Below are 12,672 nucleotides of genomic sequence, written 5' to 3'. Positions count from 1 at the left end.
GCGCAGATACCGGCACCCGGAGGAGAGGTCACCGATGCAACTCGGAGTTCACGGACTGAACACCAACGCCACATTGGACCCGGCCATCACCACTCAACTCGCCCGACGGGCGGAGGAGTTGGGATACACCTCCTGGTGGGCGAGCGATCACGTGGTGCTGCCCAGCCCGCGCACACCCCTTTCGCCCATGGCGCCGACGGATCCCCTCCTCGATCCGCTGACGCATCTGGCGTACGTCGCTGCTGTGACCGAGCGCATCGAACTCGGCACGGGCATCCTCATCCTGCCGCAGCGCAATCCGCTGGTCCTGGCCAAGCAGGCGGCCAGCCTGGACGTGCTCAGCGGCGGGCGGCTGCTGCTCGGGGTGGCGGCGGGGTTCCTCGAAGCGGAGATGACGGCCGTCGGGGTGCCGTTCAAGGAGCGGGGTCGGCGCACCGACGAGTACATCGACGCGATGACGGCGCTGTGGACCGAGGAGCGCCCCGCCTTCGAGGGCCGCTACACCTCGTTCCGGGACGTCGACGCGCACCCGCGGCCGGTGCGGCCCGGTGGTCCGCGGATCCTGGTCGGCGGCCACAGCCCGGCCGCTTTCCGACGCGCCGTCGCCCGCGGCCACGGCTGGATCGGCAGCGGCGACTCCCCCGAGTCCCTGGCCACCCACCTCGCCGGCCTGAAGCAGGCCGCGGCCGAGATCGACCGTCCGGCCCGGCTGGGCCCGCTGGAGATCACCTTCGCCCACGTGGACCCGTCAACCCTCGACGCCCAGGCCATCGGCCGCTACGCCGCGCTCGGCCTCGACCGGCTGCTCCTCTATCCCGCGCCACTGCAGAACCCGGCGGACATCCTGGCCTTCCTCGAAGAGCGGGCGCCGGGGTTCTGATGGGGCTCGCCGCGGACGAGTGACGGCGTGGCCGCTCCGGTGGGCATCTCGGTGCGCGGCCGCGAGGCCTCAACCGGCGTCGCCTCCCGCGAAGTTCACCTCCGCCGTACTGGCGGTGTCCCCGCGGCGGCCGGGTGCGTCCTGGCCGTCCCAGTAGATGTTGGTGTGCGTGATCACCTGGTCCGGGGGCGGGGCCCCGTAGGCGGTGAGGTCCTCTGTCGTGTGCGCGTCGCCGACCAGGGTCACGTCGTAGCCGCGGACGAAGGCGCCGTGGATGGTCGCGCGGATGCACATGTCGCTCTGGGCACCCGTGACGACGAGGCGGCCGACCCCGCGCTCGGCGAGCAGTGTTTCCAGTTCGGTGCTCTCGAAGGAGTCGGCGTAGTTCTTGTGGACCAGCGGTTCCGTGTCGCGGCGGACGAGTTCCGGCACGTACTGCCATTGCTCGCTGTCCCGTTTGAGGTGGTCGTCGTTGTGCTGCACCCAGAGCACGGGTACGTCTTCGGCTCGTGCCTTGCCGACGAGGGTGTTGATGTTCGCGATCACTTGGTCGCGGTCATGGCTGAGGGACATGACCCCGTTCTGGACGTCGATGACGACCAGCGCCGCGTGGGGCCGGTTCGGCAGAGTCGTCATGGGAGCCTCCTGCTGCTCGTCCTCACTCGTCTTCACCATCAGACCACAGGTCGGTGGTTCACCAGCCTCGGTACCGCGAAGGGTTCTCGGGGGAGCTCCAGGCGGGCGGCGGGGCGTCCGTGTGGGGCTGGAAGAGGGAGCCCGAACTCGGTTGCTGCTGAGCGGAGTTGCCGACAGGGCTCCGTTTCGCCTGCTGGCCGCCCCAGTCGCCTTCGCCGAGGACCAGGAGGGGGTCGAACATCACGACCACGCCGGCCAGGATCAGGAAGATCACCGGGCCGAACAGCATGGGAAGCATGATCGAGGTGGGTGAGCCGCCCACCGAGGGCGCGCCCACGCCGCCGTGCACATGGACGCTGACCGCCGCCATGGCCGTGTAGTGCATCCCGCTCACGGCGACGCCCATGACGAGGCTCGCGCCCAGGCTCGCCAGGAATCCGCGGATCGAGACGGCCGCCCAGAGTGCAGCGGTCGCGGCGACCACGGCGATCACCACGGAGATCGCGACGACGGTGGAGTCGTAGTGGATCTCGCCGCCCATGCGCATCGCGGCCATGCCCATGTAGTGCATGGCCGCGACTCCGAGGCCGGTGATGACGCCGGCCGTGAGCAGTGCGGACCGGCCGGCCCCGCGGTACCCGACGATGAAGACGCCGATGCCGACCACCAGGACGGCCACGACGAGGCTGGCGAAGGTCAGGTACCCGTCGTACCTGATGCGCGTTTCCTCGACCTGGAAACCGATCATGGCGATGAAGTGCATCGTCCAGATGCCGCAGCCGATCGACGCGGCGCCGAGCGCGAGCCAACCGGGTTTCCATGAACGCTTGTTGCGGATGGATCGTGTGACGCAGCGAAGCCCGAGCGCACCGCCCAGGGACGCCATCAGATAGGCCGCTACGGGCGTGACCGCCCCATAGCTGAAACCGTCGACCGTTCCTTGCATCTGCCGAATCCCCCCAGACTCTGGCTCCTGCGTGGGAAAGGTCTACGTGGCTCAACGTAGGAGAGCAAGCACTTTCAGTGGATTGCGTGTCAACTCCTCATCACAAAGCGCACAATAGCCACACGAGTCCGCCATTTCCGTTGCGGCGCTGGGGAGTTGAAGCCACTACGAAGGCGCACAGCGGCCGGCTCGTGCGGCTCCTTCCACGCGTGCACCGGCCCCGGTGCGAAGGAGCCGGTGCACGCGCGGATCGGGAGCGGGCGGTACGGGTCAGGAGTGGGGGCACTCCTTCCAGGCCAGGTGGTAGATGGTGCTGATGTCGCCGTCCGTGGAGTCCATGGTCATGAAGCTGGTGCTGCCGGGGGCGGAGCTGCCGGCGTTGACGCGGAGTTCGGTGTTGATGTTGAAGTTGCGTTGAACTCCGCAGGGCGCCCAGACCAGTTGGGCCCAGTCCGTGGTGTCCGTGGCCTGCCAGTTGTCATCCTGCGGGCCGGTGAAGGGGTGGGTGATGGAGGCGGTGCTCGGGGAGCCCTGGAAGTAGTACGAGGCCTTCTCGGTGCTGCTCGCGCCCGGCTGGAGAGAGGCGAAGCCGCGGTAGTCCGCGCTCGCGATGGCGTAGGTGAAGCCCTGTGGCACGTGGACGATCAGGTTGAGCTGACAGTTCTTGCGGAACGCGGTGGGGTCGGCGTTGCCGCCGACCTGGGCGAGGTAGTTGCTGTAGGTCACCGTGAAGGCCGTGTTGTCCGGGGAGACCGCGACTGCGGCGGTTCCCTGGGGGCAGCCGGAGCCGTTCACGGTGGCGACCTTGATGACGATCTTGTCCGGGGGCGGGTCGACGAACCCGGACGACGGGTCCTGCGTGGGGAGTGCGGTGGCGAACAGCGCGACCATCGCGCCGCCCAGAAGCAGCCCACCAGCCATGATTGTCCCATCCATTGCGTTGGCGTTCCGGCGGCACGGGATGTGTGCCGCCGCGAATTGGGGGGTGCGGCCTCCCGATAGGCGGAGGCCGTCGCAGACCGGTTGCATGGGATCGAACGCAGAGGGGTTAACCATGGACATGTCAATCCCTCAGGCGCACACACTCCCGGCCTGTGAAGAACCTGTGATGAACCTGTGAAGGCTGGGAGTGACCGCAGCGTACGCACCCCGGCTCGCCGCGGACAGGGCGTTCTCCGGCCATTCGCCACCGCCCCCTCCGCCGGTCATTCCTCCAGTGCGCACGCGGACCCCAGAGGGCCTGATTTCCACACAATTCGTGTCGCGCGGGGTACCCGGAATGCCCGTAGCGTGAACGGTACGAGGTCCGCGCCCGCCAAAACGGTACGAGGCCCGCGACAGCCAAGGAGAGATCATGCCGATCAGTCAGCCCGATTCGCCCTCTCCGTCCGAGGACACGACGACCCCCGACGCCCTGCTGCACACCGGCGCGGGCGGCGAGGTGTCACCCGAGGACCTGGTGCTCGCCACCGGCCGTGACATCACCCCGAAGAATCTCGCCTGGGCCGAGCGCAAGCTCGCCGCCGAAGGACCGGCAGCCCTGGACAAGCTGCTCCCCTGACCCCACCGAGGCCGCCGACGGGCGCCGTCCACGCCCGTCACGCAGAGTGATGCTCCTCGCCTCCTGGCACCAGGCAGTGTAGATATGAGCACATGGTCCGACTCGTGGGTCGATCCTGGGCTCAGTCGACCCTCTCCCTCAGAGCGCTGCGCTCACGGCGCGGTGGTGATCGCGCCCGCCGCGAGCCCGAGCAGCGGGCGTGGCAGACGCCGCCCGGACCGATGAGGCCCCGGCGATCCCACCGGGGCGGACGCCGCAGAATGTCCGCCGGAGGGCTGCGGTCGGCCTTGGGCGGGCGCAGTGTCGCCGGCCAGGTCTTCGTGTTCCAAGTGGTCATCGTGCTGCTGCTGGTCGTGGCGGCCGTGGTGGCGCTGGTGCTGCAGGTACGCCACGACAGCACCCAGGAGGCCCGCAACCGCTCGCTCGCCGTCGCCGAGACCTTTGCCAACGCGCCGGGCACCCGTGAGGCGCTGAGCAGCCCCGATCCCACGGCCATTCTGCAGCCGCGGGCCGAGGCCGCCCGCAAGCAGTCCAAGGTGGACTTCATCGTCGTGCTGAACACCGACGGCATCCGCTATACCCACCCCAAGCCGGACCGGATCGGCAAGAAGTTCGTCGGGACCATGGCGCCGGGCCTCGCCGGCCGTTCCATCACCGAGGAGATCAACGGGACGATCGGGCCGCTGGTGCAGGCTGTCGTCCCGATCAAGGCACCCGACGGCACGGTCGTGGGCCTGGTGTCCGCGGGGATCACGACCGCCAACGTCGGCGGCGTCGCCAATCGGCAGCTGCCGATCCTGCTGTCCGCCGCGGCCATCGCGATGGCCCTGGCCACGGGCGGCACGGCGCTGGTGAGCAAACGGCTGCTGCGCCAGACCCGGGGCCTCGGCCCGTACGAGATGACGCGGATGTACGAGCACCACGACGCGGTGCTGCACGCCGTACGCGAGGGAGTGATCATCGTCAGCGGCGAGGGGCAGCTGCTGCTCGCCAACGACGAGGCGCATCGGCTGCTCGATCTGCCCCCCGCCGCCGAGCGCAGGCACGTCCTCGAACTCGGCCTCGACGCCGACACCGCCGACCTGCTCGCGTCGGGACGGACCGCCACCGACGAGGTGCACCTGGTCAAGGACCGGCTGCTGGCGATCAACCAGCGGCCCACGGACCGCCAGGGCGGCCCGCCGGGAAGTGTCGCCACGCTGCGTGACTCGACCGAGCTGCGGGCGCTGTCCGGCCGGGCCGAAGAGGCACGGGAACGCCTCAACCTGCTCTACGACGCCGGAGTGGGCATCGGCACAAGCCTGGACGTCACCCGTACCGCCGAGGCCCTGGCGGAGGTGGCCGTGCCACGGTTCGCGGACTTCGTGACCGTCGACCTGCTCGACGGCGTCCTCAACGGCGAGGAGCCGGACGCGGCCACCGAACTGCGCCGCACCGCCCTCACCGGCATCCGCGAGGACGCGCCCCTCTATCCGGTCGGCAAGCGGATCGCACTCGTGGACTCCTCGCCGCAGGCCCGCAGCCTCAGCACCGGCGAGGCGGTCATCGAGCCCGACCTCAAGGACGCCGCCGGCTGGTACGCGCAGGACCCCGCCCGCTCCGCACAGGTCGTGGAGTACGGAATCCACTCGCTGATCACCGTCCCGCTGCGGGCCGGCACCCAGGTGATGGGCGTGGCCAACTTCTGGCGCTCGCAGAAGCCGCACCCCTTCGACCTGGAGGAGCTGGCCCTCGCCGAGGAACTGGTCGCCCGAGCCGCCGTCTCCATCGACAACGCTCGCCGCTACACGCGCGAGCACACCATGGCCGTAACCCTGCAACGCAGTCTCCTGCCGCGCACGCTGCCCGAACAGAGCGCCCTGGAGGTCGCCTACCGCTATCTGCCCGCGCAGGCGGGAGTCGGCGGGGACTGGTTCGACGTCCTGCCGCTGTCCGGCGCGCGCGTCGCCCTGGTGGTCGGTGACGTGGTCGGCCACGGGCTGCACGCGGCGGCCACCATGGGGCGGCTGCGGACCGCGGTGCACAACTTCTCCGCCCTGGATCTGCCGCCCGACGAACTCCTCGGCCTCCTCGACGAGCTGGTCGCCCGCGTCGACCAGGACGAGGCGGCGCACGACAGCAGTGCCGCCATCACCGGCGCCACCTGCCTGTACGCCATCTACGACCCCGTCACCCGACAGTGCACCCTCGCCCGCGCCGGCCACCCGATGCCCGCACTGGTGCGGCCCGACGGAAGTGTCGAGTTCCCCGAGGTGCCGGCCGGCCCGCCGCTCGGACTCGGCGGCCTGCCCTTCCAGACGGCCGAGCTCGAACTGGAGGAGGGCAGTCGTCTGGTGCTGTACACGGACGGGCTCGTCGAGGACCGGGAGCGGGACATCGACGTCGGCCTCGACATGCTGCGCGCCGCGCTGACCCGGTCCGAACCGTCCCCGGAGGAGACCTGCCGCACCGTCCTCGACGCGCTCCTCCCGGCCCGGCCGAGTGACGACATCGCGCTGATCGTGGCCCGCACCCGTGCGCTCGACGCCGACCGGGTCGTCGACTGGCAGGTGCCCTCGGACCCGGCAGCCGTCGGCGAGGTGCGCTCCTCGGTCACCCGGCAGCTGTCCGTATGGGGCCTGGAGGAATTGGCGTTCGCCACGGAGCTGATCCTCAGCGAGCTGGTCACCAACGCGATTCGCTACGGCACCGACCCCATCCAGGTCCGCCTGCTGTACGACCGCAGCCTGATCTGCGAGGTCTCCGACGCCAGCAGCACCTCACCCCACCTGCGCTACGCGGCCACCACCGACGAGGGCGGCCGGGGCCTGTTCCTCGTCGCGCAGCTCGCCGAGCGCTGGGGCACCCGGTACACCCCGGCAGGCAAGGTCATCTGGGCCGAACAGCCGCTGTCCTGAGGGGCCGCCACCGCAGGGGCGCGGCTCCTGTCCTCCCCCGAAGTACCCAGGACAGGAGCCGCGCGTTCACACAATCCCCTGCGCCCCGGCGCGGACGCCTGAGGCACGGGTCCCGACCGCCACGGGCAAGCTGCCCGGGGCCGCCGGGACCGTGCGCGGGCGCCTGCGAGATGCTGGGCGGTGCCGTCGGGCGACGGCGCGGAGAGCTCGGGCAGTTGTCCCCAACGATGGAGCAAGTCATGTCATTTGACGTCGTGGTGGGTGCGGGAAGCACCGGTGTCGCGACCGCGTCCCTGCTCGCCGATGCCGGACATCATGTCCGCCTGGTGACGCGCAGCGGCAGCGGGCCCGAGCATCCGGGCATCGAACGCATCGCGGCCGACGCCACCGACGCCGACCGGCTCACCGCGCTCTGCCAGGACGCCACGTCGCTGTTCACCTGCGCCGCTCCGCCCTACCACACCTGGGCCAAGGCGTTCCCGCCGCTCGCCGCGGCCCTGCTCACCGCCGCCGAACGCAGCGGTGCCGGTTACGTCGTCCTCGACAACCTCTACGCGTACGGGCAGGTCGACGGGCCGATGACCGAGGAGCTGCCGTCGGCCCCGAACAGCGTCAAGGGCGGTGTGCGGGCGCGGATCTGGCAGGAGGCGCTCGCCGCGCACCAAGCCGGGCGGGTGCGCGTCACCGCGGTGCGCGCCTCCGATTTCATCGGCGCCGGCGCTTCCTCCGTCTTTACGCTGGCGGTGGCCCCGAAGGTCTTCGCCGGTAAACCGGCTCTGGTGCCCGGGGACCTCGACGCACCGCACAGCTGGACCGCCGTACGGGACGTCGCCCGGGCTCTTGTCACGGTGTCCCGGGACGACCGGGCGTGGGGGCATGTGTGGCACGTGCCGACCCCCGCGCCTGTCTCCGTGCGCGAACTGGCCGGACTGCTGGCCCGCACGGCCGGTGCGCCCGCTCCGAAGCTGCGCGCCATGCCCGGCTGGATGCTGACGCTTGGCGGGCTGTTCTCCCCGACGGTCCGTGAACTCCCGGAGGTTCAGTATCAGTTCCGGCGGCCCTTCGTGCTGGACTCCTCGCACACCGAGCAGACTTTCGGGCTGAAGCCGACCCCGCTGGAGGTCACGGTGCAGGAGATGGCGGCGGCGATGGCCTGACCGCCCCAGCGAGCCCGGGACCGGCGTTCTCGGGGAGGCGCCCGTCAGCGCAGGACAAGCAGCACTGCCAGCGCGATGAGCAGTGAATCGATCCTGTCCAGCAGGCCGCCGGAGCCCGGTAGCCAGCGGCCGGCGTCCTTGGCCTGCGCACCTCTTTTGATCATGGATTCGAGGAGGTCGCCGGCCGGGCCGCCGACCGCCACCGCGACCGCCATCGGCCAGCTCAGTACCGACAGCACGGCGAGCACGCCGAGGCCGGCCGCGGCCCCGGCCAGGGTCCCGCTCCACCGCTTGGCCGGTGACAGGGGCGACAGCCGCGGCCCGCCGAGCCGTTGACCGGCGAAGTACGCCACGATGTCGGCAACCGAGACCGCCACGAACAACGCGAGCCCGCTCGCCGCGAGCGGCACCAGCGCGGCGAGCACACTCAGCCAGGCCAGCCCCAGCAGGCCGGCGCCCAGCCGACGCAAGCCATGATCGGCGTCGCCTGCCAGCAGTGGCACGGCGGCCACCGCGAGCGCCCCGATCGCGACCACCCGGAGCACCTGGCCGGGCGCCAACCAGGCGGCGGCCACCACGCCTGTCACCGCGGCGGCCAGCACCACCCGGTCCGTCCAGCCCAGTTGCAGCAGCCCGCCGAACTCCATCACCGCGATCACCCCGACGACGACGGCGACGGACGCGGAGCCCGGGCGGCCCAGCCAGAACGCGCCGGTGACCAGGGGCACTCCGACCGCCCAGGCGCACCACCGGATCATCAGCTCACGGCGCCGGGACGCCACCACCGCGATGCCGCCCAGCACCAACGCCCCACCGAGGTACGGCACCAGGGAGGCGACAGTGATCACCAGGCGGCTCCGGCGACGGGAACGCCCGCCGGCCGCCGTACGAGCGGGACCGGACCCGGCCGCAGCCCATCCAGGGCAGCCTGGAACGCGGCCACGATCCGCGTGTTCTCGGCGGTGTCCCTGACCGCGATGCGCACGGTGCGCCCCTCGTACCGCGGGGACAACGGCGACAGGTCGCGCAGGTACACGTCATGGCGGCGGCACTCGTCCACCACATGCGCGGCACTCGGGCCACCCGGCGGCAGGGTGACGTTGAGGAAGTTCGCCACGGCTTCCTCGACCGTCAGGGCCTCGTCCAACCTAGCGAGATCGGCAGCCAGTTGGCCTCGCAGCGCTTGGGTGCGGAGCCAGCGGTCGGTGTAGTACGCCGGGTCACGCAGGGCTGCCACGGCGGCGAGCTGCGCCGGGAGGCTGACCGGCCAGGGCGGTGTCCAGCGGCGTAGCTCTGCCGCGGTGGCGGGCTCGGCCACCAGGTAGGCGGCCCGCAGGCCGGACAGCGCGTACATCTTGGACAGCGAGGTGCAGACGACCACGCGCGGGTCCGTCGCGGCGAGGCCGGCGAGCGACTCGGTCGGGCCGACATAGCCCAGGTAGGCCTCGTCGATCCACCAGCGGGTGCGGGCCGGCGCGGCGGCGATCACCGAGCGCAGCTCCGCGGCCGGTGCGTGGCGTCCGGTCGGGTTGTTCGGGTTGACCACCACGACGAGGTCGTAGCGGCCTGAGTCGGCGGCAGCGGACAGCCGGTCCGGGTCGATCCGCCAGCCGTCTTCGCGGCGCAGCGGGAGCCGGTCCACCCGGCATCCGATGACCCTCTCTGTGACGTGGGCGTACTCGCCGTAGCAGGGGTCCGTCAGCAGCACCCGGCTCTCCGGGGTCAGCCAACGGCCGAACGCCCTGAAGATCAGGTCGGACGAACCGGCGCCGACCGCGAGGGTGTCCGCCGGCAGCGCCCGGGCCGTGGCGATTTCCGCGAGCAACCCCTCGGCGCCGGACGGCGGCGAGGTACGGGCGGCCCAGGCCGGGTCTTCCGCGAGCGCCGCCCGCACTCCGGGGGCGGGCGGGAACCAGGCGTCCAGTACGTCGGCCGCGACGATGCGGTGGCGCCGGTGCAGGGTACGGAAGTCCGCGCCGATGGCACCGAACGAGGCGCCGCCGTGTTCGCAGCCGTCCGGCCGTGGCGCGAACGCCACGTCGAGCTGCCAGTCCACCTCGGCCGCCAGACGCTCCAACGTGGTGCGATGACGGTCCGTCGCGAGCTTCGTCAGCTCGGCGACGCCGCCGGTCAGCACTTCGAACGTCAACGCACCGCTGTGGACGGTACGGCCGACCGGACTCAGGCCGACGGCCCGGTACATGTCCAGCAGCTCGGTGCGCCCCATCGCCACGACCCGGCGGCCGCCCCGGGCGGCGATCCAGCGCAGGGCCGCGTACATGAGCAGCGGCGCCGCCGCGGTGTGGCGCCAGCGCGGCTCGACGGTGAGGATGCGCACCTCGAAGGGTTCGTCCTCGGTCAGCAGCTCAAGCTCGTCGCGGGTCAGGTACTTGTCCAGCGCGTACCGCCCCACCCAGGGCGGAGTCAGGCTGACAAAGCCGATCCGGGCCGCGCCGCGCGCCGCGACGAGGTAGACGTTGTCGCCGTCCAGCCCGTCACGAAGCCGCCCGGCCGGGTGTGGCGCGTGCTGGCCCAACTCCTCGGCGTACACGCGGTGACGCAGTTCGTGGATCCACTCGAGATCCTCCGGATTGGCGGTGCGCAGCTGCAGGTCACGACCCATGGGTGCCTCTCTCGACGCGAGGGCCTCCATCGTGGGCAGCCGAGGCCGGCCGCGTCAGGGCCGAGCGACGCAGTGGGTCTGAGTACGCGTACTCAGGCGGAGTTGGCGTCCGCGCGCTCCGTGCGGGCCGGGCGCATGGTGCGCGGTACACGATCAACCGCAAGTTACCTTGAGGTATGTAGTGACTTAACAAGGTCGTAACAGTAGAACTTGTTCTCACTCTGTCGAGAGTGAGGAGCGTCACATGAGTGAAACTACCGTGCAGGACAAGGGTTCTGGCGGTGTATCACGTCGAAGATTCATCACAGGAACCGGTTCTATTCTTGGAGCCGTGGCCCTCGCCGGTCACGCCACGGCGGCCCCCAGGACGGCGGTCCCCACGGCCGCTTCCCTCGACTCCGGCGCCCATGTCCCGGTCCTGGTGATCGGCACCGGGTACGGCGGTTCGGTCGCCGCCCTGCGGCTCGCCGAGGCCGGCGTCGACGTACAGATGGTCGAGATGGGCATGGCCTGGGACACCCCGGGCTCGGACGGCAAGATCTTCGCCAACACCACCAGCCCGGACTACCGGTCCTACTGGCTGCGCACCAGAACCAAGCAGCCCATCAGCAACTTCCTCGGCTTCCCCATCGACAAGGACGTCCCCCGCTACACCGGAATCCTCGACGCGGAGCAGTTCAGCGGAATCCTCGTCTACCAGGGCCGCGGCGTGGGCGGCGGCTCTCTGGTCAACGGCGGCATGGCCGTCACCCCCAAGCGCGAGAACTTCGGTGCCATCCTCCCGTCGGTCAACGCCGACGAGATGTACGGCACTTACTACCCCCGGGCCAACGCCGGTCTGGGCGTCGCCACCGTCGACCCCACCTGGTTCGAGACGGCCGACTGCTACCAGTACGCCCGCGTCGGCCGCAAGCAGGCCGGGCGCTCCGGCTTCCCGTTCGTCTTCGTGCCCGACGTATACGACTGGAACTACATGGAACAGGAGGCGGCCGGCACCGTCCCCAAGTCGGCGCTGGCCGGCGAAATCCTCTACGGCAACAACTACGGGAAGAAGTCACTGCAGAAGACCTACCTCGCACGAGCCAAGGCCACCGGCAGGGTCACCATCTCCCCGCTGCACAAGGTCACTTCGGTATCCCCCGCCACCGGCGGCGGATACACCGTCCTCATCGACCAGCTCAACACCAACGGCGACGCCACGGCCACCAAGACCGTCACCGCGGACAAGGTGTTCTTCGCCGCCGGCAGCGTCGGCACCAGCAAGCTCCTGGTCAAACTCAAGGCCACCGGCGCCCTGCCCGGTCTCAACGGCGAGGTCGGCAAGAGCTGGGGCGACAACGGAAACGTCATGTGCGGCCGCGCCAACCACCTGTGGGACCCCACCGGCGCTCTCCAGTCGAGCATCCCCTGCTCCGGCATCGACAACTGGGCGGCCGGCGGCGCCTTCTCCGAGATCGCACCGCTGCCGACCGGTATCGAGACCTACGCCTCGTTCTACCTGTCGATCACCAAGAACCCCAACCGCGCCCAGTTCTCCTTCAACAGCTCGACCGGCGCCGTCGACCTGGACTGGCAGACGGCCTGGAAACAGCCGGCCATCGACATGGCCAAGACCATCTTCGACAAGATCAACGCGAAGGAGGGAACGATCTACCGCACCGACCTCTTCGGCACCTACAAGATCTGGGGCGACCACCTCACATACCACCCGCTCGGTGGCGCGGTCCTGAACAAGGCCACCGACAACTACGGCCGTCTCCAAGGCCACTTGGGCCTGTACGTCATCGACGGCTCACTGATCCCCGGCAACACCAGCGTCAATCCGTTCGTCACCATCACCGCGCTCGCCGAGCGGAACATCGAAGCGATCATCGCCGCCGATCTGTAGCGACGGCCTGACGGGCAGTTGTCCGTGGGAGGCGACCGGGAGCGCCTCCCCCACGTACGACACCTAGGCACATCGGACGTACCC

General features: G+C 70.4%; 10 protein-coding genes. 5 read left to right on the top strand and 5 right to left on the bottom strand.

From position 1 onward, the window contains the following. The first annotated feature begins 34 nt into the window (after nt 1-34). Nucleotides 35-880, top strand: coding sequence for an LLM class F420-dependent oxidoreductase (locus AB5J56_RS43810; RefSeq protein WP_369241901.1), 846 nt, complete (start codon nt 35-37; stop codon nt 878-880). A 69-nt stretch (nt 881-949) separates the two neighbouring features. Here the strand turns inward: AB5J56_RS43810 and AB5J56_RS43805 are convergent, their stop codons facing one another. From AB5J56_RS43805 to AB5J56_RS43795, 3 genes are all read right to left on the bottom strand, one after another. Then, complete coding sequence (locus AB5J56_RS43805) at nt 950-1,516, bottom strand: cysteine hydrolase family protein (RefSeq protein WP_369241899.1); 567 nt, start codon at nt 1,514-1,516, stop codon at nt 950-952. Between the two features lie 58 nt (nt 1,517-1,574). Then, a complete protein-coding gene (locus AB5J56_RS43800; protein WP_369241897.1) occupies nt 1,575-2,462 on the bottom strand; it encodes an MHYT domain-containing protein in 888 nt (295 codons plus the stop codon). A 270-nt stretch (nt 2,463-2,732) separates the two neighbouring features. Further along, nucleotides 2,733-3,383 carry a DUF4360 domain-containing protein gene (locus tag AB5J56_RS43795; RefSeq protein WP_369241895.1) on the bottom strand — a complete coding sequence of 217 codons (651 nt, stop codon included), beginning with the start codon at nt 3,381-3,383 and terminating at the stop codon, nt 2,733-2,735. Nucleotides 3,384-3,816: 433 nt separating this feature from the next. Between AB5J56_RS43795 and AB5J56_RS43790 the strand changes: the two genes are divergently transcribed. The 3 genes from AB5J56_RS43790 to AB5J56_RS43780 all read left to right on the top strand — a co-directional run bounded on the left by AB5J56_RS43790 (nt 3,817) and on the right by AB5J56_RS43780 (nt 8,077). Further along, the gene (locus AB5J56_RS43790) at nt 3,817-4,023 is read left to right on the top strand and encodes a hypothetical protein (RefSeq protein ID WP_369241893.1); all 207 of its coding nucleotides are present in this window, start codon (nt 3,817-3,819) and stop codon (nt 4,021-4,023) included. Between the two features lie 260 nt (nt 4,024-4,283). Beyond that, on the top strand, nt 4,284-6,920 hold the full coding sequence (locus AB5J56_RS43785) for a SpoIIE family protein phosphatase (protein WP_369241891.1): 2,637 nt from the start codon (nt 4,284-4,286) through the stop codon (nt 6,918-6,920). Nucleotides 6,921-7,159: 239 nt separating this feature from the next. Next, complete coding sequence (locus AB5J56_RS43780; RefSeq protein WP_369241889.1) at nt 7,160-8,077, top strand: NAD-dependent epimerase/dehydratase family protein; 918 nt, start codon at nt 7,160-7,162, stop codon at nt 8,075-8,077. A gap of 44 nt (nt 8,078-8,121) precedes the next feature. Here AB5J56_RS43780 and AB5J56_RS43775 read toward each other — a convergent pair whose 3' ends face one another. Both AB5J56_RS43775 and AB5J56_RS43770 read right to left on the bottom strand, forming a co-directional pair. After that, on the bottom strand, nt 8,122-8,925 hold the full coding sequence (locus tag AB5J56_RS43775) for a phosphatidate cytidylyltransferase (RefSeq protein WP_369241887.1): 804 nt from the start codon (nt 8,923-8,925) through the stop codon (nt 8,122-8,124). Further along, nucleotides 8,922-10,700 (bottom strand): aminotransferase class I/II-fold pyridoxal phosphate-dependent enzyme, encoded by a 1,779-nt coding sequence (locus AB5J56_RS43770; RefSeq protein WP_369241885.1) that lies wholly within the window; start codon nt 10,698-10,700, stop codon nt 8,922-8,924. Before AB5J56_RS43770 ends, AB5J56_RS43775 begins: the two co-directional genes overlap by 4 nt. A gap of 244 nt (nt 10,701-10,944) precedes the next feature. On the opposite strand from AB5J56_RS43770, the gene AB5J56_RS43765 reads away from it, so the two are divergent. Then, entirely contained in the window at nt 10,945-12,588 is a 1,644-nt protein-coding gene (locus tag AB5J56_RS43765) for a GMC oxidoreductase (RefSeq protein ID WP_369241883.1), read from the top strand. Nucleotides 12,589-12,672 lie beyond the last annotated feature (84 nt).

Origin of the sequence: Streptomyces sp. R21, from assembly GCF_041051975.1 — a bacterium.
In the GTDB taxonomy this organism is placed as follows: Bacteria; Actinomycetota; Actinomycetes; order Streptomycetales; family Streptomycetaceae; genus Streptomyces.
The sequence above is the reverse complement of the archived record's forward strand: the minus strand, read 5'-3'. Positions and strand labels throughout refer to the sequence as shown.